General features: G+C 47.0%; 21 protein-coding genes. 15 read left to right on the forward strand and 6 right to left on the reverse strand.

The genetic code is table 11. The features are described from left to right. The first annotated feature begins 81 nt into the window (after positions 1 to 81). The 3 genes from EXU57_RS02735 to EXU57_RS02745 all read left to right on the forward strand — a co-directional run bounded on the left by EXU57_RS02735 (position 82) and on the right by EXU57_RS02745 (position 2,213). Positions 82 to 1,542, forward strand: a complete 1,461-nt coding sequence (locus tag EXU57_RS02735) for a gluconokinase (RefSeq protein ID WP_133266622.1) — start codon at positions 82 to 84, stop codon at positions 1,540 to 1,542. Positions 1,543 to 1,675: 133 nt separating this feature from the next. Then, complete coding sequence (locus EXU57_RS02740; protein ID WP_133266623.1) at positions 1,676 to 1,903, forward strand: hypothetical protein; 228 nt, start codon at positions 1,676 to 1,678, stop codon at positions 1,901 to 1,903. Positions 1,904 to 1,955: 52 nt separating this feature from the next. Beyond that, complete coding sequence (locus EXU57_RS02745) at positions 1,956 to 2,213, forward strand: hypothetical protein (protein ID WP_133266624.1); 258 nt, start codon at positions 1,956 to 1,958, stop codon at positions 2,211 to 2,213. Positions 2,214 to 2,217: 4 nt separating this feature from the next. Here the strand turns inward: EXU57_RS02745 and EXU57_RS02750 are convergent, their stop codons facing one another. Beyond that, the gene (locus tag EXU57_RS02750; RefSeq protein WP_133266625.1) at positions 2,218 to 2,997 is read right to left on the reverse strand and encodes a hypothetical protein; all 780 of its coding nucleotides are present in this window, start codon (positions 2,995 to 2,997) and stop codon (positions 2,218 to 2,220) included. Positions 2,998 to 3,011: 14 nt separating this feature from the next. Here EXU57_RS02750 and EXU57_RS25740 point away from each other — a divergent pair, with 14 nt between their 5' ends. From EXU57_RS25740 to EXU57_RS02760, 3 genes are all read left to right on the forward strand, one after another. Then, positions 3,012 to 3,140 (forward strand): hypothetical protein, encoded by a 129-nt coding sequence (locus EXU57_RS25740; protein WP_262708539.1) that lies wholly within the window; start codon positions 3,012 to 3,014, stop codon positions 3,138 to 3,140. Between the two features lie 50 nt (positions 3,141 to 3,190). Continuing rightward, complete coding sequence (locus EXU57_RS02755) at positions 3,191 to 3,436, forward strand: hypothetical protein (protein ID WP_133266626.1); 246 nt, start codon at positions 3,191 to 3,193, stop codon at positions 3,434 to 3,436. Between the two features lie 78 nt (positions 3,437 to 3,514). Then, entirely contained in the window at positions 3,515 to 4,087 is a 573-nt protein-coding gene (locus EXU57_RS02760) for a DUF1543 domain-containing protein (RefSeq protein WP_133266627.1), read from the forward strand. Between the two features lie 107 nt (positions 4,088 to 4,194). Here EXU57_RS02760 and EXU57_RS02765 read toward each other — a convergent pair whose 3' ends face one another. Beyond that, entirely contained in the window at positions 4,195 to 4,665 is a 471-nt protein-coding gene (locus EXU57_RS02765) for a Dps family protein (RefSeq protein ID WP_133266628.1), read from the reverse strand. A 174-nt stretch (positions 4,666 to 4,839) separates the two neighbouring features. Between EXU57_RS02765 and EXU57_RS02770 the strand changes: the two genes are divergently transcribed. After that, a complete protein-coding gene (locus tag EXU57_RS02770) occupies positions 4,840 to 5,214 on the forward strand; it encodes a hypothetical protein (RefSeq protein WP_133266629.1) in 375 nt (124 codons plus the stop codon). Between the two features lie 77 nt (positions 5,215 to 5,291). Further along, positions 5,292 to 5,627, forward strand: a complete 336-nt coding sequence (locus tag EXU57_RS02775; protein ID WP_133266630.1) for a hypothetical protein — start codon at positions 5,292 to 5,294, stop codon at positions 5,625 to 5,627. 60 nt (positions 5,628 to 5,687) lie between these two features. Here EXU57_RS02775 and EXU57_RS02780 read toward each other — a convergent pair whose 3' ends face one another. Further along, positions 5,688 to 7,001: an erythromycin esterase family protein gene (locus EXU57_RS02780; protein WP_133266631.1), complete on the reverse strand. Its 1,314-nt coding sequence runs from the start codon at positions 6,999 to 7,001 to the stop codon at positions 5,688 to 5,690. Positions 7,002 to 7,113: 112 nt separating this feature from the next. On the opposite strand from EXU57_RS02780, the gene tmk reads away from it, so the two are divergent. The 6 genes from tmk (at position 7,114) to EXU57_RS02810 (ending at position 15,605) form a co-directional block, all read left to right on the forward strand. Beyond that, positions 7,114 to 7,746, forward strand: a complete 633-nt coding sequence (tmk, locus tag EXU57_RS02785; protein ID WP_133266632.1) for a dTMP kinase — start codon at positions 7,114 to 7,116, stop codon at positions 7,744 to 7,746. Positions 7,747 to 7,979: 233 nt separating this feature from the next. Beyond that, a complete protein-coding gene (locus tag EXU57_RS02790) occupies positions 7,980 to 9,317 on the forward strand; it encodes a TolC family protein (RefSeq protein ID WP_133266633.1) in 1,338 nt (445 codons plus the stop codon). Positions 9,318 to 9,332: 15 nt separating this feature from the next. Then, positions 9,333 to 10,499 (forward strand): efflux RND transporter periplasmic adaptor subunit, encoded by a 1,167-nt coding sequence (locus tag EXU57_RS02795; RefSeq protein WP_133266634.1) that lies wholly within the window; start codon positions 9,333 to 9,335, stop codon positions 10,497 to 10,499. 390 nt (positions 10,500 to 10,889) lie between these two features. Then, complete coding sequence (locus tag EXU57_RS02800) at positions 10,890 to 14,069, forward strand: efflux RND transporter permease subunit (protein WP_133266635.1); 3,180 nt, start codon at positions 10,890 to 10,892, stop codon at positions 14,067 to 14,069. Positions 14,070 to 14,104: 35 nt separating this feature from the next. After that, positions 14,105 to 14,800 carry an NAD-dependent epimerase/dehydratase family protein gene (locus EXU57_RS02805; RefSeq protein WP_133266636.1) on the forward strand — a complete coding sequence of 232 codons (696 nt, stop codon included), beginning with the start codon at positions 14,105 to 14,107 and terminating at the stop codon, positions 14,798 to 14,800. A gap of 82 nt (positions 14,801 to 14,882) precedes the next feature. Continuing rightward, entirely contained in the window at positions 14,883 to 15,605 is a 723-nt protein-coding gene (locus EXU57_RS02810) for a HEAT repeat domain-containing protein (RefSeq protein ID WP_243745481.1), read from the forward strand. A gap of 171 nt (positions 15,606 to 15,776) precedes the next feature. Here EXU57_RS02810 and EXU57_RS02815 read toward each other — a convergent pair whose 3' ends face one another. Next, complete coding sequence (locus tag EXU57_RS02815; protein WP_133266638.1) at positions 15,777 to 16,373, reverse strand: hypothetical protein; 597 nt, start codon at positions 16,371 to 16,373, stop codon at positions 15,777 to 15,779. Between the two features lie 23 nt (positions 16,374 to 16,396). Continuing rightward, on the reverse strand, positions 16,397 to 17,191 hold the full coding sequence (locus tag EXU57_RS02820) for a hypothetical protein (RefSeq protein WP_133266639.1): 795 nt from the start codon (positions 17,189 to 17,191) through the stop codon (positions 16,397 to 16,399). Positions 17,192 to 17,893: 702 nt separating this feature from the next. Here EXU57_RS02820 and EXU57_RS02825 point away from each other — a divergent pair. Continuing rightward, positions 17,894 to 18,091, forward strand: coding sequence for a hypothetical protein (locus tag EXU57_RS02825; protein WP_133266640.1), 198 nt, complete (start codon positions 17,894 to 17,896; stop codon positions 18,089 to 18,091). A gap of 3 nt (positions 18,092 to 18,094) precedes the next feature. On the opposite strand, the gene EXU57_RS02830 is transcribed toward EXU57_RS02825, so the two are convergent. Continuing rightward, a complete protein-coding gene (locus EXU57_RS02830; RefSeq protein WP_133266641.1) occupies positions 18,095 to 19,546 on the reverse strand; it encodes an amidohydrolase in 1,452 nt (483 codons plus the stop codon). Positions 19,547 to 19,557 lie beyond the last annotated feature (11 nt).

Below are 19,557 nucleotides of genomic sequence, written 5' to 3' on the forward strand. Positions count from 1 at the left end.
GGTATATTCCGGCTTGTCCACTCCATCTGTTTAAAGACGACAACCGGGGTGCATCCAAAACAGTATATTTGGATTTTGCTCATGAAGCACATTATCGGCGTCGATATCGGAACCAGTTCATCCAAAGCAATCCTGGTTAATGAAAAGGGTGAAGCACTTGACTCATGTCATTGTGCCTATGGCATTACAGAACCACAGCCCGGCTACCGGGTGCAGGACCCCGAGGTAATCCTTACAGCTGTACTCGACGCCCTAACACAACTGCTTCAACAACTTCCACCGGGTACAAGCATCGGTGCAATGGGATTTAGTGCTGCAATGCACAGCATCCTGGCGGTCGATGAAGCCGGCAAACCCCTGACCAGCCTGATTACCTGGGCCGATTCGAGGAGCACAGCTCAGGCTGATTTCTTAACAAACAGTGGTCAGGCGGGCTACCTATACCGGGAGTGCGGTGTGCCCATTCACACGATGTTACCGCTAACAAGGATCATGTGGTGGAAAGAAAATGAACCTGAATTGTATACAAAGGCAAGACGGTTTATCTCTATTAAGGAATACATCATCTTCCACCTTACCGGCGAATACGTTGTTGATCATTCTATTGCCTGCTCATCGGGTTTGTTTAACCTCCACGAGCTCACCTGGGATGATGTTGCCCTGGGCTTTGCCGGGATCACACCCGGGAGCCTGTCAACCCCGGTTGAAGTTACCCATCTCATGCAAATCAAATTGTCTCCGGTCGTCGCCGGGTACAACATCCCGGCTGATATTCCGCTGGTAGTTGGCAGCAGCGATGGCTGTCTTGCAAATGTGGGCAGCGGTGTTCAACAGGAAACCGACATCGCTGTAACGATCGGCACAAGTGCTGCCGTTCGCATAACCAGTAACCATACGCATTTTACTGAAAAGCAAAGCCTATTCAATTACCTGTTAACCCCGGGCACGTTTATATGTGGGGGCGCAAGCAACAACGGTTCCATATTGCTGAAATGGATGGCTGAATCTATGTTTAACGACTCCGGTTTTGAAGATCCGGAACACTTCATCGACACTGCAATGAAAGCACCCGCCGGAAGTAAGGGTCTGCTATTTCTTCCATACCTGTTGGGCGAGCGGGCGCCTGTTTGGGATGCCGGTGCCAGCGGAATAGTCTCGGGGCTTCGATTCGACCATACCCGCGAAGATTGGATGCGTGCTCTTCTGGAAGGCATCACCATGAACCTTAAAGTTATTATCAACGACCTGCTGCAGGTAAGTAGCGGGGTAACCAGGATCGTAGCGAGTGGTGGATTTACGCGTTCGGAAGAATGGGTGCAGATGCTTGCCGACATCACGAACTTACCGGTGGTTGTAAATACCCCCGAAGATGCATCAGGCATTGGCGCAGCTATTATCGCGGGGTATAGCACGGGTTTGTTTTCTTCGCCAAGTTACGAGCCGGAACCACCGGAGCGGTTTTATTCGCCCAACCTGGAGGCACAGGCCACCTATCAGTCGAACTTTCTAAAGTTTGCCGAGTTGTACCAGCGGAACAAATAGTAGAAAGAAACAGCTGGCAGGATTGTTATGCAGGATTGAGAAACAGTGTACCGGAACGTGGCAATGCAAAACTGGCGATCATACCTGTGAATACGCGGGCGTTATCCCTTAACCCAAATGCAAGTTTGTTTATATGGCTGAATACCTGATTAATGTTGGAGATATTGAAGCGTTGCAAATGATCAACGATCGCGACGAGCTTGAACGTATTTTCACGAAAGCGAAGAGCACTGTTGTACAGGGAAGCGCCGTGGTAATTGCCAGGCAATTTACAGGAGGTAAGATGGAGCCATTTGATGAAATTACTACGGAAGCTGACCTTGAAACCTACAAAGAGTCTGTATTCAAACATCTAAAATAACAGCAGGAAACAAGGTACTGTTTACATCATATATTTGCCACAACTACAATTTATGTCTTCAACCATTCCTTTTGAATTAAACGGTTCCGAATATATTGCAGAAGCAGTGTCGGCCAAAGACCCTGAAACAAACCAGGTGCAATACTTTGTAAAGATCAATGGCGATCCAGCCTGCTTTATCAACTTTAGCTATTCCGGCGCGTCAACCCTGGCTGAAGACTCGTCTTCACCTGAATTAACTCCTGAATTTAAGGAAGCTATGAAAAAGGCTTTGCTCGACTACCTTGCGGGCAGTATGGCGAACGATTGATGAACTAGGGTAAAACAACCGGGGTGCCTTTCTTTCTACGGATCCATTTTACACCCGACGGTGTTATGCGTAATATATCAATAGGCCCTCCAACCAGCTTTGGTGTACTTGCGGCCTGTACACTTACCAGCTTTTCTACAAACTTCTCCGGTGTCATTGTCACCCGCTGAACCGACTGCATGTACTTATTGATAGCTGTTTTCTGCCCAAGGTAATAAACAGCATCTTTCAGGTTGCCCTTGCCATAAGATATCTCTTCGGTAGTAACGTTTATTGTGGCACCATCCGTTACCTTAAAGCCAAGCAGATGCGCATACGGTGTTTTGTTCTTTATACCAATCAAACAAACAGACGTGAAATAATCCGATGCAACCAGGTTGTTCCGGTAAAGGTTATTGTTAGCCGATTTAATGTAGTTTAGATAAGGCAACAAGGCCCTCTCAACGCTCCTTTTAATTCTGTTGGTTACCTCCGGCCAGGTTGTAAAGTTTTGAAGCTCCGCGTCTATCAGCCGGGCAACGTTAAAATTTTGGGAGTTATTGGAGGTGACCCCTGCCATTGAGAAGTAAACGTTGCTGCGCTGATAGATTTTTGACACCATTGCCACACTCTCCCTATTACCCGATACCGTAGTAAAAACCCCCTTGCTGTCGGCAGCCATCATCACAAATTCCGGCGTTATATATATTACAATTGTCGTTGACCAAAGGCTGGTCGACAATGCTACCGCTATAGTGAGAAGGGTAAATCGGCGTAAGATATAATTGAACCTGGTGCGGAGCATCTTAATAACAGTTGATGAAGCAAAACCGACTTACCTGTATGGTGGTATACCGGGTGATTGAGGAGTTTATTGAACAATACATTGTCAGGTTTCGCTCCCACTTAATGTTTACTGCTGGCCTGTCAATTTACAACATTCGCTAAAGATTTAGCTGACGTGTTGATCAATTATCTACAATTTATAAATTGCGTCAATGATTCTATACTATGACTTTGAGGGGCGTCGAATGCATGCAGAAGTTTATTGGCCATCAAACGCCGACACTATCCAGGTTCAACTTGTTGATAAGCGGCTGAAACAATTTCCAACCGACCTCTTGTATGATAAGCGCGGCAGTAAAATTTCGTTTCACCTCGAAAACCCACGGGATAAACGCTTAACGGAGCTGCAGACGGTCATTGGGAAAAGACTCCAGGAAATTGCATCGCAAGAGGCGTAACAGAGCGGCCGATGTTTAGACATCAGGAGCCGCATTTTACCAGTTTATGCCTACTAAAATATGGTGTATCATTGGCGAATGGAAGACCTGAAATTATACATGGTACTAATTGGTTGTACACCAAAGGGCAGGAACACTGAGCAGCACGACATTTTTTTTGGGGTGGCGCCATCTTTACGTGACCTGGAACCGGCTATGGTGTCTTTTTGGCCCGAAGCTGCAGGTAAGATCCACATTGATGCCTGGCGGGAAGTCAATTATGTTGATGGTTACGCTGTTAAGGTGGAGCCTTTGGAGCGGAAGACCGCTGATCAGGCTGCAAAACTGTTTTTCCTAAACCTTGGCGGATACAAGACGAATGAATTTGATGAGTTTCATTACAAGATGCTCGCGATTTCAACCAACAAAACAGGCGCAATCCAACAGGCAAAATCCACAGCTTTCTACAAGCATACCGGGTTTAAAGGTGCAACCTCGCATATCGACGACCACTATGGTGTCGACGTAGACGACGTGCACCAGGTTCGCGATTTGCTGCCAAAGAATTTTAAGGAGCAGTATTTCCTGCTCATTGAATATGCTGCCAGTCAACCAGATGATCACTTGCACCTGGGTTACCTCACTCGTAAAAAGCTCCGAACGTTAAAGTGATAGTCATCTCCCCTCATTTCCCCACTGATATCCTATGCAAAAAACTTACTTTCAAAACAACATCTTGTGAGCGCTATCCCATTCTAAGCCATACCGCGGTGCCGGTTCTATTTTAAGAAGGCTGAATACATCCACACCTGTTTTTCCTGCTCACGGATGTAGTCGCTCATCAATGCATTTGTTCCTTCATCGCGGGCATCGTCCGAGAGCTCCAGTAATTCCCTTTCAATCGCCAGCAGGTTTTGAAAACCCTCAACAACCTCGTAAACTGCGGCTTTGCCTTCAGAAATATTCGTTTTCTCCGAGATTGTAGCCGTTTTTACATAATCAGTAAAAGAATGTAGTGGAATATTCCCCAGGGTAAGTATTCTTTCCGCCACTTCATCGATTTTGACAAGGGCATCCGTATACAATTCCTCAAACTTAGCGTGCAATTCAAAAAATTTTTCCCCTTTTATATTCCAATGGAAGCCTCGTGCATTGATATAAAAGATCTGGAAGTTCGATAGAAGGATGTTCAGTTTTTGTGATAATTGTTGTGATTTATCTGTATCGAGACCGATTTGTGTAACCTGCATATGCGTAAAGTTGATTTAGATCAAAGATAATATTGTTGTTGTGGATTAAACCTTCAAGAAACCTCATATTGTAAAAAATTCTAGTAAGATCAACTGTAAACAAGCTCGCTACATATAGAAAAATATTAACTAAAAACGGGCATCCTTTTTTTAATCGTGCACTAAATTGCACTCGTGAAAAAGGTGATAGCCGTCATATTATCCGTTGTTTACCTGGCTTTTCTGTCGGCCGTACTGCTGTCTGGTACGCACATCGAAGAGAAGGCAATTTGTCTGGCCAAGTGTAAGCCGAATGACAAGCACACGCCTTACGAAGCCAATAACCTGGACGATTGTGCGCACGGTATACATGCAGGAGTTGAGCACGTTACTGTTCATAAAACGTTTCAGCACAGCGGGCTCCAAAAGCAGTTCCGGTCTATGTTACCGAACAAGTTTGCTGTCGATGATACCGCGACACCTGCGTCGCCCCATCTTTTCGCCGCTGTTTCGACGGAAGATCTTTCTAATACTCCACTTTTCATACGCCATTGCGTTTTGCTGATTTGAGCCAGGGGCTTCTTGAATCTGAATTGAACTTGCTCGCCAACCGGTGAGCGACTATTTGTACAATTAAAACCAGCAAAATGAAATCATCTAAAATCTTTTTACTCCTTTTTATTATAATATTCGGAGCAGGTGAAGTGTTTGCTCAAAACAGGGAAACAGAAAAGCAGCAGCCAACGGTACCGCAGGTGCAAAAAGGCTACTACTCTATTGGAAATAACGCACAAAAATTGAATGGCGATCAGCAGGTGATAACCCCGGTCACCGGAACAGATGCGCCGCGCAAAGGCTTTTTCTCGTTGAAACCAAACGCCCGTAAACTGTCAACCCGCTCTGTTCGCCTGCAAACGGGTGGTACACCGGTTGTAACCAAAGGATACTACGCGATTGGCAACAACGCCGAAAAACTGAAATAAATAGTTCAGTAAATACCTATGTAGGCTGCCCGGACAGGGTAGCCTTTTTTATGCCCAGGATTACATTCCGAATGGATAGGTGTCCGGGATTTCAAGGTTGTGTGGTTCAAGATGCAATGGGTGTAAGGCCCGGGTTTGATCAAGGTGTATAAAAGCATCATACCTGTTGGTCATCCTGCTCGGAACGTAATTGCCATAAGATTCTAACGCCGGGTTATACACAACACCGACAGCCCGGTGACCAATATGATGGTCAAAAACGTCGGTTGGCAAGTTGTGCATGAGTAATAATTTGTCGCCCGCCCCCGCCTTGTGCAGAAGGCGCTCCCACGACCGGGCAGGCGCAGGTGGCAACTCCATCTTCTGCATAGGGGCTCCCCATCGTTTACCCGCGATTACTGATCCCTTATATGAGCCAAAACCCACCAGGAAAGTGTCGTTACCGTATTTCTGCCGGGAAAGCTCCCCGATATTGATCATTCCATCCTGCTGCATATCGGTTGCGCTTGCATCGCCTATGTGGGTGTTGTGAGCCCAAACAATTGTTTTTGCACCAGGTTCATTGAATTCAAGCAAGCGGTCGAGCGTTTCCTGCATGTGCCCGTCGCGAACATTCCAGGAGGCACCATCTCCCTTAACCATAGCACGATAATACTTTTCTGCATTAACCGCGATTAAGGCATTTTGTTCCGTAGAAAAAACACTTTCCTCGCCACTATCGTAAGTAGGCAGTTTCTCCTTCAATTCCTTGAGCAAGGCTACCACCTCATTTTCGCAGAGTTCCGGAACAAGGCGGCTCGCATAAGCATAAGACACCCCGTCTTCGCTGTAGGGTTCAAAACACCTGAAGGTCTCGCTCACTTTCTCCAATGCAATTGGGTCAACTTCTTGCAGGTACTGCCTGATGGCACCCAACGACTCCCACAAACTATAAACGTCAATCCCGTAAAACCCGATTTTCTTCGTTGCAGCCGCATTATACTTTTTCAGCCATTCTGCAAGCCCGGCAATCTCCCAGTTTGCCCACATCCAGGTAGGCCAGCGGTCAAAAGTCTTTACTACCTCTTGTGCAGTTGAAGCATGCGACCGACCCTTTACATATTCGTTGATCTTGTAGCAATCGGGCCAGTCGCCTTCAACCGCAATAAAGCTGAAGCCTTTTTCTGCAATGAGCCGCTGGCTGATAAAACTGCGCCAGGTGTAATACTCATGCGTGCCGTGAGAGGCTTCTCCCAACATCACAATCCTCTTTTCTCCAATCGCATCAAAAAGGGGCTGAAGGTCGCCCAGGCTTTCCAGTTTTACCTGGTGTTCTATGATCTCGGAAATGGCTGCACTTTCATCCAGACCTTTCGACGTAGTTCGGGTTTTCATATGTGTCTTTTTATAATACCAGCAAAAATTGCGCAACCATATTGATGAGCGATCAGTGGACATAGGGTGATATCAGTTTTGCACTTACTTTTGGCAGCAAACCAATACTACCATGAATTCAGCTCGGCCATTATTTATCGCTTTGGAAGGAATAGACGGTAGTGGTAAATCAACCCAGTGCAGGTTGCTTACGGAGAATCTAAGGAAGTCGGGGGTTGACGTATATGGCACATTTGAACCAACCGATGGCCAGGTAGGAACGTTTATCCGATCCATATTACGGAATAAAGCAAAAGCGGATAACCGTACTATTGCCGGCCTCTTTGTCGCCGATCGCCTCGATCATCTCCTGAACGATGAAACCGGGATCGTGCGAAAGCTCGAATGGGGACAAACGGTGGTGACCGACAGGTATTACTTTTCTTCTTACGCTTACCATGGAACCCATATGGACATGGAATGGGTCATACAAGCAAACAGCATGAGCGCCAGCATTTTGAGACCAGATGCTAACATTTTTATAGATGTATCTCCGGAAGTATGTATGCAACGCATTGTTGCCGGACGCGAGTCACCTGAGTTGTACGAGACCCTGGACAATCTGCTGAAAGTAAGGGCGAAGTATATGGAGGCTTTTGATAAGCTTGGCCCGATAGAAAACATTGTAATGATCAACGGAGATCAGCCAAGAGAACAAATTGCCGCTGACATTTGGCAGGTTGTTACCAGCTTGCAAGGCCATTGATTGTCAATCCCCACCCTTTTTGTAGATCTTGCCAACTCTGGTCATGAGTTCGAAGGAGGACCCGAACCGTCATGAAAACGCAATAATTCACCCGCTGATAACTTAATCTGTTAACCTCGATGTTTTAACTCTAAATTTGTTTTCCTAACACTAACGGGGCTTCCACATCCAGCGATTCTTTGCCTTTTATTTCAATGCAGTCCCCCGGCTGACATTTAAGTACATCATCGATTATGAAGACCAGCTACTGCTTCCTCCTCTGTACGGCGTATATATTATATCCATTTTTATCGGCCGGGCAGCGCACAGCCGACTCTACGATTGAGCATGCCACCCTGCAGCAATGCGTACAATATGCTCTTAAGCACCAGCCTTTAATTGGACAGGCAAAGACGGATGAAGACATTGTTGAAACCAATATCAAGAGTAAACTTGCAGAATGGTTCCCGCAAATTGCAGTGGCTTTTAACCTCCAACACGCACTTGCTTTGCCTACTTCCTTTTTCCCTGATGGTAACGGTGGAAAAAGGGAAACGCGGATAGGGGTAGTCAATACTTCAAACTTCCAGCTTACCTTAAACCAGAGTATATTCAATCCTGAGCTTTTGCTGGCAAAACGCTCTGCTACAGATGTCCGTACCCAGGCCCGCCAATCCACTTCAGCAACCCGGATTGATGTGGTTGTAGAAGTAAGCAAAGCGTACTATGGATTGCTTCTCACCGTTCAGCAGGTCAAGGTACTTGACGAAAACATTGTTCGGCTCGAAAGGAGCTTAAGAGATGCCTATAACCAATACCAGGGTGGAATAGTTGACAAAGTGGACTATAAACGGGCACAAATTGCATTGAATACAACCCGTGCCGACCGGAAACGGGCTCACGATCAGGTCGAAGCGCGATACGCGGTGCTTAAACAACTCATGGGCTATCCCGGAAACAGGTCGCTCAGTGTTGCTTACGATAGCCTGCAAATGGAAAAGGACATCTTCGTCGATACGGCTCAGGAGGTCAGGGTAAACAACCGGATCGAGTACCAGTTGCTCGAAACACAACGGAAATTGTTAGCGGCAAATGTTCAGTATAACAAGTGGAGCTATCTGCCTGTAGTATCAGCCTATGCAAACTACATCCCTACTTTTCAAAATGACCGGTTTTTAAGTCTTTACGGAAGCGTATACCCCAGTTCCGCGGTCGGGTTGCAGATCGCAGTCCCGATTTTCCAGGGTAAGAAGCGCATTTATAACCTAAGGAACGCCAATCTTCAATTGACACGTTTACAGTGGGATTTTGAAGACCTCGATAACCAGGTAAAGTCGCAATACCAGCAGGCACTCGCCGATTATAAAGGTAATCTCGCACAATATCATGCGCTGCGTGAGAATGTCACCCTTGCTGAAGAAGTTTATTCAACGCTACGTTTACAATACAGCGCAGGCGTTAAAACTTACCTGGACGTTATTATTGCGGAAACCGACCTGCGATCCGCCCAGTTAAATTACCTCAACGCCTTAAATGAAGTGCTTACTGCCAAACTCGAACTACAGCGCGCTTCCGGAACCGTTACCTTCTAAACTCCTACCTTAAAGATGAGATATCCAGTTCAGCTTCCGGTACTAATCTGCTTTACAATCCTGGCGTATGGTTGTGCTGATGATAAGCCGGCCGGCCCTCCTCCTTCCCCACCCGTGCAGATCGCCGTTTACACGGTTCAGCAGGAGAATGCCGCCTATTACGACGAATATCCGGGAACCCTCACATCACTAAACGAAGTAGAAATCCGTCCGCAGGTGTCGGGCTATATCACCGGTATATACTTCAAAGACGGGCAGCGAGTCACGAAAGGCATGAAGCTTTATTCAATCGACCAGCAACAATACCGGGCAAATGTTGATCAACAAATTGCCAACCTGAATGTGGCTAAGGCTAACCTTGCAAGGGTACAACAAGACGCAGAACGTTATGCCGACCTGGCGAAAAAGGACGCCATCGCACGCCAGACACTGGAGCATGCACAGGCCGATTTGCAGGCCTCTAAAATGCAAGTAGCGGCAGCACAGGCCGCTGTTCGGAATGTCACTTCTACGCTGAGGTTTTCTACAATTACATCTCCGCTAACGGGAACGATCGGCATTTCGCAGGTAAAGTTGGGGGCCGCTGTTGCACCGGGACAAACCATCCTGAATACCGTATCGTCGGATAATCCCATGGCCGTTGATTTCGCCGTTGACGAAAAAGAGATCGGCCGGTTTATCAATCTACAACAAGCAGCAAAAGGCAAGGGCGATTCTACTTTTACCATTGTTCTGCCCGACCAATCTGTTTATCCTGTACCTGGCAAACTGAGTTTTATCGATCGCGCGGTTGATCCTCAAACGGGTACCATAAAAGTGAGAATCGTTTTTCCAAACGATAAAAAGCTGCTAAAACCCGGAATGAGCTGCAATATCCGGGTGCAGAACAACAGCAGTACGCAAAAGTTAATGATCCCCAACAAAGCCGTGGTTGAGCAGATGGGCGAATACTTCGTGTATGTAATCAGCGGCGACTCCGCAACGCAGCGAAAAGTAAACATCGGAACCCGGATCATGGAAAAGGTGATCGTAAACAGTGGTCTTGAACTTAACGAAAATGTTGCGATCGAAGGGGTTCAAAAACTTAAGGAAGGAGCAAAGGTTGTTGTTGGTGCAGCGCGGTCTGCTACCCCACCAACTACAGCTGTGCCTACAACCGATACGGCGAGAAAGCGTTTGTAATGGTTTGTACCATCCGACCCAGTGGTATGCAGTAATAAATGCTTGTATGATTACGCAATGCTGAGTAGCTGAGGAAAGTGAGATTATGATCGTTGGTTACGATAAACCGGCAGTTTTTTTTGGGCCGGGCTGAGGAAGGCTATCAAACATCGTTGCCCGCCCGCTGCGCCAATAGACGTACTGAATTACTTAACTGAACGAAGACATCGTTAGAAAACATACAACTTTCGGGCATGTCCTGATCCTGGTTGACCGCCCGCTTACAAGTATGGCAAATGCTCTTTTTACCCATTAACTATGCGATACCAGGATCGAAAACGGATCAGATAACCCCGCGGACTACCGAAAGGAATGTTCCCGGGACGCTCACCAACAGAACCAAAACTTACTATGATAGCAGATGTTTTTATAAGGAGACCGATTACGGCAATTGTTATTTCGATTGTGATTGTAGTGGTTGGTCTGCTCGCATTGTTAGGATTACCAATAAGCCAGTACCCCAACATCACTCCGCCGGTCGTGCAGGTAACGGGTTCATTTACCGGTGCGGATGCACAAACGGTCGAGCAGACCGTGACCACGCCCATTGAAACCCAGATCAACGGAACGCCCGGCATGGTTCAATTGCAGGGCAATAGCACAAGCGATGGTCGTACAACGGTGAATGTAACCCTGAACGTAGGTACGGATGTGGACATTGCAGCATTGGACATACAAAACCGGGTAGGCATCGCAACCCCGCAATTACCCGACGACGTAAAGCGGCTGGGACTTACCACCCGCAAGCGAAATCCCAGCATCCTGATGCTGGTGGCAATCTATTCGCCCGGCGGCAGCCACAGCGTAACCTTCCTTGATAATTATACCAACATATTTGTGAAAGATGCATTGCTGCGCGTAAAAGGCGTAGGCGACATCTTTACGCGGGCTGATGACTTTAGTATGCGTATCTGGCTACAACCCGACCGACTTGCAGCCCTGGGTATTTCAGCAGGCGAAGTAGTTGCCGCCCTGCAGGAACAAAACTTACAGCTTGCCGCCGGTTCGGTTGGTGCCCCGCCACAAAATTCGGTTCAGGCATTTGAATATACCGTGTTTACCAATAGCCGGCTCAGCAGCGAAGAGCAATTCAGGAACATCATCGTGCGCAGCCGGCCTGACGATGGTTCTATTGTTTTCTTACGCGACGTGGCCCGGATACAGCTTGGGAAATTTAGCTACGCCAGCAACTCTTTTGTCGACGGTAAGCGCGCTTCTTATTTACTGTGTTACCAGGCACCTGGTAGTAATGCCATGGAAACCGCCAAAGGAATCACGGAAACTATGGACAGGCTGAAGCGTTCATTTCCAAAAGATGTGGACTATGTTGTGCCTTTTGAGTCGGTTTCGGTGGTTGAGGTTTCGATTGATGAAGTAGTAGAAACACTTGTGATTGCACTGGTGCTTGTATTACTCGTGGTGTTCCTGTTTCTGCAAAGCTGGCGTGCTACGCTAATACCCATCCTGGCAATACCCGTTTCCATTATCGGCACATTTGCTTTTTTTATACCACTCGGTTTTACCATCAACACCCTGACGTTATTCGGATTTGTACTTGCCATTGGTATTGTAGTCGACGATGCTATTGTAGTAGTGGAAGCGGTTCAACACTACATCGATCACGAAGGCATCTCGGCAAAGGAGGCGACAATTAAGGCGATGAAGGATATTTCAGGTCCGGTGGTTGCCATTGCGCTGATCCTCGCAGCAGTGTTCGTGCCGGTTGGATTTATACCGGGTATCGTGGGTAGGCTTTACCAGCAATTCGCCATTACGATCGCCATATCAGTGCTCATCTCGGCTTTCGTAGCATTGTCATTAACCCCTGCGTTGTGCTCGATGTTTCTTAAGCCTATGAAGCTCACCAGGGAGTCCCGCGGACTTAACCGGTTCTTTTTCCGGTTCAACGAATGGTTTGCCCGCACTACTGCGAGCTACACGAACGGGGTACAAAAAGCGATAAAAGGAAGCCGTTATGTGGTGATCATCCTGTTGTGCATATTTGTTGGAACGTTTTTCATGTTCAAAGCAAAACCAACCGGCTTTATCCCAACCGAAGACGAAGGAAGGCTGTTTGTAACTTACGAATTACCTGAGGCATCATCAACCACCCGAAGTCTTGAGGTGCTCGACACCATCATGAGCATTCTTAAACGAACACCGGGTGTTGGTCACTTTGCCGGTCTCGGTGGTTTAAACGTGGTAACCTTCTCATCAAAATCAAACGGCGGAACAGTGTTTACCCAATTGAAACCGTGGTCGGAGCGCAAAGATGTGAAGCTGCAGCTCGACTCGATGATTGCTACCCTGCAGAAGAGTTTTGCTACCATCAGGGAGGCTAATGTTGTTGTTATTAGTCCGCCGGCCATCCCGGGGTTGGGACAAACAGGTGGCTTTAGTTTTCAGCTGGAACAGCAGGAAAGTACCGACGACATCAAGAGCTTTGAACGGGTGGTGCAAACATTTGTGGCCGAGATCAATAAACGACCTGAGATCACCCGTGCATTTACCTTTTTTACTGCAAAAACCCCGGGTTACCAGGTAGAGGTAGATCGCGAAAAGTGTAAAAAGCTGGGTGTATCCATTGCTGATGTGTACTCGACTATGCAAACTTTTTTAGGCAGCCGATATGTAAATGACTTCACGATGTATGGCAGGAACTTCAGGGTGGTTGCCCAGGCAGATACCATGTACCGCAATGACATTAAAAACCTGGAACAATATTATGTTCGCAACCAGGCTGGCCAGATGCTTCCGTTGAGTACTCTTGTGTCGCATAAGGTTATAGAAAATGCACCGTTGATTTCGCACTACAACCTCTTCAGGGCCGCTGAAATTAATGGCGGACCTGCGCCAGGTTATAGCAGTGGGGACGCGATACGTGCATTGCAGGAAGTAGCTGCGCAGGTTTTACCGGCTGGTTACGGCTACGAGTTTGCAGGACTTAGCCGTGAAGAGATCAGCGCAGGTAATACTTCTACCTATGTTTTTGCGCTTTCGATATTATTCGTGTTCCTGTTCCTTGCTGCCCTATACGAAAGCTGGTCAGTACCGTTTTCGGTTTTGCTGGCTGTGCCGATTGGCGCATTCGGAGCTATCCTTACGCTGATACTAATTCCAAGGCTGAATAATAACATTTACGCACAAATTGGGTTGATCACGCTGATTGGGCTGGCGGCTAAAAACGCCATTCTTATTGTTGAATTTGCAAAGGAGCGGGTCGACGGCGGAGTTCCGATTGTAGAGGCCACCCTGACTGCTGTAAAGATCAGGTTGAGACCAATTCTGATGACCTCCCTGGCGTTTATCCTGGGAGTTTTGCCACTTGCATTTGCATCGGGCGCAGGAGCAGTTGCGCGTGCTACAATCGGCTGGACAGTACTGGGCGGTATGCTTGCTGCAACACTGCTCGCTATCTTTATTGTGCCGGTGCTCTTTGTACTGATATCTAAAGTTGCTTATAGCAAAAAACAACTTGCGGCCCTTGAAGAAGAAGGCAGGTTGCATCCCCGACACTTTCCCGAAGGATGACCGGTTGCTAAGAACAATACCTAAAAAACGTCGACATGACTGAACAGCCACAAAAACTCAGGATCATTTTAACGGGAGCTACCGGGATGGTTGGCGAAGGAGTACTACACGAATGCCTGCAGCACAGTGATGTAGCTTCGGTGCTGGTGGTAGGAAGGCGATCGTGTGGTGTACGCCATGTTAAGCTGAAGGAAGTGGTGCACAAAGACTTCTTTGACCTGGCGTCAATCAGGGATGAACTGCAAGGTTATAACAGCTGTCTTTTTTGTCTCGGCGTATCCTCAATAGGGATGAAAGAACCTGAATTCCACAGGTTAACTTATGAACTTACCTTGAATTTCGCGAAAGCTGTTGCCTCGGTGAATAACAATATGACCTTTTGTTACATTTCCGGCGCCGGAACCGATAGTACGGAAAAGGGTAAACGCATGTGGGCGAGGGTAAAAGGGAAGACGGAGAATGATTTACTTAAGTTAGCCTTTAAGCAAGTATACAATTTCAGGCCTGGAATTATCACCCCGACTCCGGGACTAAAAAACACCCTTGCCATGTACAAATACCTGGGTTGGCTGATCCCGGTTATACGGTTGATTGCACCAAAGTATGTGCTCAGCTTAAAACAACTTGGCCATGCGATGATCAATGTATGTTCGGCCACATACTCTAAACGTGTGCTCGAGGTAAAGGACATTACTGAACTTTCGAAGGCGAAGCACGAGTTTACCCCATAATCAATGTGCATGAGCACGACCCGTAAACCGTCTAAACCACTTCGCGATAAGCTATTACGACCTTGATAAAAAAGAACGGGCCTTGTTCGCTGAAAACATTTACCAGGAACTGGTGAATGCAGTAAGAGATTTTAACTTAGACCCTATCCTACCCTGGTTTAATAACGACGATACTTACACCCGGAAAGCCGCATACCTGGCAGCTGGCAAATCATACAAGAACCATCCTGAATTAAGAACTTCGCTGCTTTCACTACTATATCAGCAGACAACCGCTACGGAGTACCAGCTTCGGCAAACGATTGTAAACGCAGCCGGGGAAATTGGGAAAGTGGATTTTGAAGCTGTGGCATCCTTGTTTGATCAATCATTGTTTGATAAGCATCATAGCGTTAGAAATGCGGTAATTGGTTCCATAAAGAAAATGGCAGAAGTGAACCCTGTTCCGGTATTGAGTTGGGCATCAGGTTACCTCAACCATTCCAACCCGGAAATCAGGCGCGAGATATGCCATGGTATAGAACTGCGCGGACGAAAACATCCCGCGGATATCTTGCCTATGCTACAGCAGTTGGAGTTCGATGGATCAAAAAGAGTGCGTTCTACCCTTGTGCATGTGCTTGGGCAAATCGCTTACAAAAAAGGTTGCCTTGAAGTTGTAATCCGGAACTTAAATAGCTGGAACAATAAACCGCTTGTCGCCGATGCTGCAAAGGAGATTGTATCTGTTCATCACCGTTACCAACCATTTGCTTTTTTAAAGCCGCAAGATGCGGCTGCATATATAACGGCTCACCTAAAATAATTTGGAGAACAATAGTGCTTTAGCTGGGTCAGCCGTTGGTAAGGAGAACGGCCTACCTGAGCACTAATGAATTCGGGGCACGCAAACATAAAATACAAAGCACCGGTAGTACAGACGATTTGCGCATTTTTCAAATCTGTACCACCAGTGCTTATACCTATGCGGTTGTTATTACTGGATCAGCTTGCCAATTTTCTCGAGTGGAATACTGTTGGCCATAGCAACAATTTCAGACTCCGAAGTATTATTGACATTAACGGTTACCAGCGCATTACTGTAAGGTATTTCTAAGCGGTAATCTGACTTGCCGTTTTCACCTTCTTCGCGGGTAAGCCTGCCCTTATATCCCTGAACTTTTATCACCTTACTATTGCCGTTGCTTCCCAGTCCTGCCAGCAAAGGCGACGTTAGAAACGTATTTAGCGTTGATATTAGCGGTGAATTGTTGATGATCTCCACTTTGGCGGTTTTATCGCCTTTACCATAACTCCGATGTATGGTGGCGCCTATGAAACCAACATTGCCGGTAACGTTGTCATCAGCCGTGTTTTGCTCCAAAACATCCATTTTTGGGGGTAGCAATTTTAGAACTTCTTTTCCAATGGTAACGTCGAGCTCCTGCAACATTTGTTGTAAGGCAAAATGCGTGTCTTCGAGTTTACCCGCGGCATACGAAGTTTTTGCAGTAGCTATCGAAGTTTTAAAATTTTGACTGTATACGCTGGTGATAAGCGTTACAAAAAGAACTGAAAGGAATATGCGTTTCATAACTAGTAATAAGTAGTTGAGGTTTATTTTTCGCCGAGCATTTTTTTAATGCCGTCAATATCAAATGTGTTTACTGCCGTGAGCATTTCCTGCTCGGTGGCGAAGTTGATCCCTTCCCAGGTAATCAGGCCGGATTGGCCAAGCTGCACAAGTACGGCATAACCTTCGTCCTTATCGTACTTTATAACAGCATTGTTCCCCTTGACTTTTATCTGCTTATAATTTTGTGTTTCCCCATTCGATTGGGTGTAGGCAGTATTAAATACAACACCCATCATTCCCGAGTAGATGGAGTTATTACCCACGGTGATGGTGAGTTGTTTGTCCCCTTTTTTATAAACTCTTTGGATCGTCAGGTTGCTCCAACCCCACTGTGCACTTGCAACCTTGTCATCAAGTGTGTCCCGTTCAAGCCCGCTAACGGTGGTGGGAAAAGACTTGAGAATGGCACGACCGATTTGTAGTTCAACGCCGAGTAATGCCTGTTGTATGGAATAGCGTGCTTCACTAAGGCTGCCTGCCTGGTGTGCCTTATCGGCATCGTTGATCTGTTGTACTACATCCGGAGGGGTTGAATTGGTTAAACCCGCACCACCTTTATTGGATGGCTTACCGCTACTGCCACTGCTACTGCCTGTTGATGAGTTGCTTTGGGAATTGTCGATGCCAACCGCATTTTCCACCTTTTTCTCAAGGAGTTTATCGGTCACACTGGATGCTTTGTCTTTAAGTTTTTTAAGGAAGCCCTGCGCGCTAACCGGCGCCTGGATAAACAGCATTGTAGCCAGTAAAACTGGTGCAATGGTTACTTTTCTCATTGGTTTAGGTTTAATTGGAAACGAATATAATTACCAAGAATCACGGATGCAATAGCTCCTGTATGAATTGCCATTTGCACGTACTGGTTTGCGGAGAATAATGGAAGAATAGAAAATCGACCGGGGATGACGAGAAAGTAATTCGTTTTAAGGCACTTGCGGTCACCAGGCAAACCGGATAGCTTCGACCCGGTACAATCCCAAACTTTTTGCCCGGCAGCACCAGCGCAAGATGTATAAACCACCCTTCGGTTTGAACTTAGGTTAGCGCGAACTGGAGAAAGCAGTCACAAAACGAGGAGCAACAACCCATTGAAATAGTCCGGTTCCTTTGCCAACGTTTCTCAGTGCTGCCTTTTCGCAGTGATACGGCTTTTTAAAAATAAAAACATTTGTCCGCAAAGTCAATATGCAGCGCCTAGACAGGATTCTACCGTACCGCATTGTTGTTTGCTACACCCCATCGTCGTAGCCAGATCCGACCGGCAGGTTACCGTTCGAAGCCTCCCCAGTTTGGTTGTTACCCCGATGATAAACGCTTTACCGGGAAAACTGAAGCCATAGCAATGAACAAACTGTCAAACTGAGCGTAGCAACGATGCTGCTACGAAAAGATTGGCTGGTCACCAAAAAGAAACCCAACCGGGTTGGGCGTGTTTGGCGATGGCAGGAAAATTGAATATTAACGGTAAAAATAAAATGATGAAAAAGACAGCTTTAGTATTGGGTATCGCTTGTTGTTTTATGGCCTGCACAGATGGCAAAGTGGATAAGCAAAAGTTGGATGCTGCGGGCGATAAGGTTCAAAAAGGGGTTGAAAGAGCAGCGGATACAATTGCTAAAAAAGCTGGTCAGTTAAAAGACAGTATAGTAAGAGACCGCGACGACACGATCAGGTAATTATTAATCGCGGTAGTTGAGTGCTGGTTTACGATCGCCTAGCAATGCACTGTATTTGTAATTGCCAAGGGCTGACTTAAATTCTTTTTGGGCCTGTTCTATTGTGCCGGGATTGGTATAGAGGTCGATGGCCGTAAGTGCCATTGTTTTGGCGGCAACAACAAGTCCTTTAATACCGATTTCGGTACCACCGCAGGCAACCGCCTGCCAGCTGTGTGCAGGGGTACCCGGTACCCAGGTAGCTGAACGAAGACCTACCGTTGGAACAGCATAACTTACATCGCCCACATCGGTGCTTCCGCCACCAGCATCGGCTTCGATTTTTAATTTTTTAACCACCCCTGCGCTGTCGATAGCGTTTGCAGGAAAACCAAAGGTTGCCTGCAATTTTTTTGCAAAATCAACTTCTTCAGCACTGTAGCTAACCCCGCCGACCCGTTCGAAGTTTTGCTGCATTACACCGGCCAATGTTTTGTTCAACAAGAGGTCATGTGTTCCACCAATGAGTTCGTATGCAACGGTAGTTTCAGTGCCGGTAGCTGCACCATTTGCTGCTTTTACCACCCGGTCGAAAACAGCTTTCACAACGTCTCTTTTCGGGTGGCGAACATAATAGTATACTTCGGCAAAATCGGGTATTACGTTTGGCGCCTTACCACCCTGGGTGATGACATAGTGTATGCGGGTTTCCTGCGGAACGTGTTCGCGCATCATGTTAACCATATGGTCCATGGCCTCCACACCATCCAATGCACTACGCCCCCGCTCGGGCGACGCGGCTGCGTGGGCTGAGATGCCACTAAACCGGAACTTGGCCGAAATATTGGCAAGCGCACTGGTCATGGTAACCCCGTTTTCGTTGCCAGGGTGCCAGTGAATAACTGCATCTACGTCGTTAAACAATCCTGCACGCACCATGTACACTTTTCCGCTGCCGCCTTCTTCAGCCGGTGTGCCATAAACCTTTATTGTACCGGAAAGCTTCTTTTGTTCGATGAGGTTTTTAAGTTCGACACCTGCTGCCACACTTGCGGTGCCAAACAAATGGTGGCCGCACGCATGACCTGCCTGCTTACCGGCGATCGGTTTTTTTTCAGGAACAGCTTCCTGTGATAAACCGGGCAGTGCATCAAATTCGGCAAGGATGCCGATGACCGGCTTGCCCGATCCGTAGGTAGCTACAAAGGCGGTGGGGATGCCGGCAACCCCTGCTTCTACTTTAAACCCATTTTGTTGTAATGTTTGCTGGTGTAGTGCCGAACTCTTTGTTTCCTTGTAGCCCACTTCTGCAAAGTCCCAGATGGCAAGCGCCGTTGTTTTGTAGTCGGCATATTTCGCCTGAATGGACGAAAGCGCCTGTTGTTTCAACGCATCGCTTTTGGTTCCGCGGCCGGTTTGCGCAACGACAATATTCAGTACAAAAAAGGACAGGAAACTTAAAACTCCAGTTTTCATGTTAACCAATT

Source organism: Segetibacter sp. 3557_3 (genome assembly GCF_004354985.1).
Lineage (GTDB): Bacteria > Bacteroidota > Bacteroidia > Chitinophagales > Chitinophagaceae > Segetibacter.

What these genes read in the sequence shown, in the direction of transcription:
- EXU57_RS02735 (WP_133266622.1), top strand. Translation starts at nt 82, where the DNA reads ATGAAGCACATTATCGGCGTCGATATCGGAACCAGTTCATCCAAAGCA.
- EXU57_RS02740 (WP_133266623.1), top strand. Translation starts at nt 1,676, where the DNA reads ATGGCTGAATACCTGATTAATGTTGGAGATATTGAAGCGTTGCAAATG.
- EXU57_RS02745 (WP_133266624.1), top strand. Translation starts at nt 1,956, where the DNA reads ATGTCTTCAACCATTCCTTTTGAATTAAACGGTTCCGAATATATTGCA.
- EXU57_RS02750 (WP_133266625.1), bottom strand. Translation starts at nt 2,997, where the DNA reads ATGCTCCGCACCAGGTTCAATTATATCTTACGCCGATTTACCCTTCTC.
- EXU57_RS25740 (WP_262708539.1), top strand. Translation starts at nt 3,012, where the DNA reads ATGAAGCAAAACCGACTTACCTGTATGGTGGTATACCGGGTGATTGAG.
- EXU57_RS02755 (WP_133266626.1), top strand. Translation starts at nt 3,191, where the DNA reads ATGATTCTATACTATGACTTTGAGGGGCGTCGAATGCATGCAGAAGTT.
- EXU57_RS02760 (WP_133266627.1), top strand. Translation starts at nt 3,515, where the DNA reads ATGGAAGACCTGAAATTATACATGGTACTAATTGGTTGTACACCAAAG.
- EXU57_RS02765 (WP_133266628.1), bottom strand. Translation starts at nt 4,665, where the DNA reads ATGCAGGTTACACAAATCGGTCTCGATACAGATAAATCACAACAATTA.
- EXU57_RS02775 (WP_133266630.1), top strand. Translation starts at nt 5,292, where the DNA reads ATGAAATCATCTAAAATCTTTTTACTCCTTTTTATTATAATATTCGGA.
- EXU57_RS02780 (WP_133266631.1), bottom strand. Translation starts at nt 7,001, where the DNA reads ATGAAAACCCGAACTACGTCGAAAGGTCTGGATGAAAGTGCAGCCATT.
- tmk (WP_133266632.1), top strand. Translation starts at nt 7,114, where the DNA reads ATGAATTCAGCTCGGCCATTATTTATCGCTTTGGAAGGAATAGACGGT.
- EXU57_RS02790 (WP_133266633.1), top strand. Translation starts at nt 7,980, where the DNA reads ATGAAGACCAGCTACTGCTTCCTCCTCTGTACGGCGTATATATTATAT.
- EXU57_RS02795 (WP_133266634.1), top strand. Translation starts at nt 9,333, where the DNA reads ATGAGATATCCAGTTCAGCTTCCGGTACTAATCTGCTTTACAATCCTG.
- EXU57_RS02800 (WP_133266635.1), top strand. Translation starts at nt 10,890, where the DNA reads ATGATAGCAGATGTTTTTATAAGGAGACCGATTACGGCAATTGTTATT.
- EXU57_RS02805 (WP_133266636.1), top strand. Translation starts at nt 14,105, where the DNA reads ATGACTGAACAGCCACAAAAACTCAGGATCATTTTAACGGGAGCTACC.
- EXU57_RS02815 (WP_133266638.1), bottom strand. Translation starts at nt 16,373, where the DNA reads ATGAAACGCATATTCCTTTCAGTTCTTTTTGTAACGCTTATCACCAGC.
- EXU57_RS02820 (WP_133266639.1), bottom strand. Translation starts at nt 17,191, where the DNA reads ATGAGAAAAGTAACCATTGCACCAGTTTTACTGGCTACAATGCTGTTT.
- EXU57_RS02825 (WP_133266640.1), top strand. Translation starts at nt 17,894, where the DNA reads ATGAAAAAGACAGCTTTAGTATTGGGTATCGCTTGTTGTTTTATGGCC.
- EXU57_RS02830 (WP_133266641.1), bottom strand. Translation starts at nt 19,546, where the DNA reads ATGAAAACTGGAGTTTTAAGTTTCCTGTCCTTTTTTGTACTGAATATT.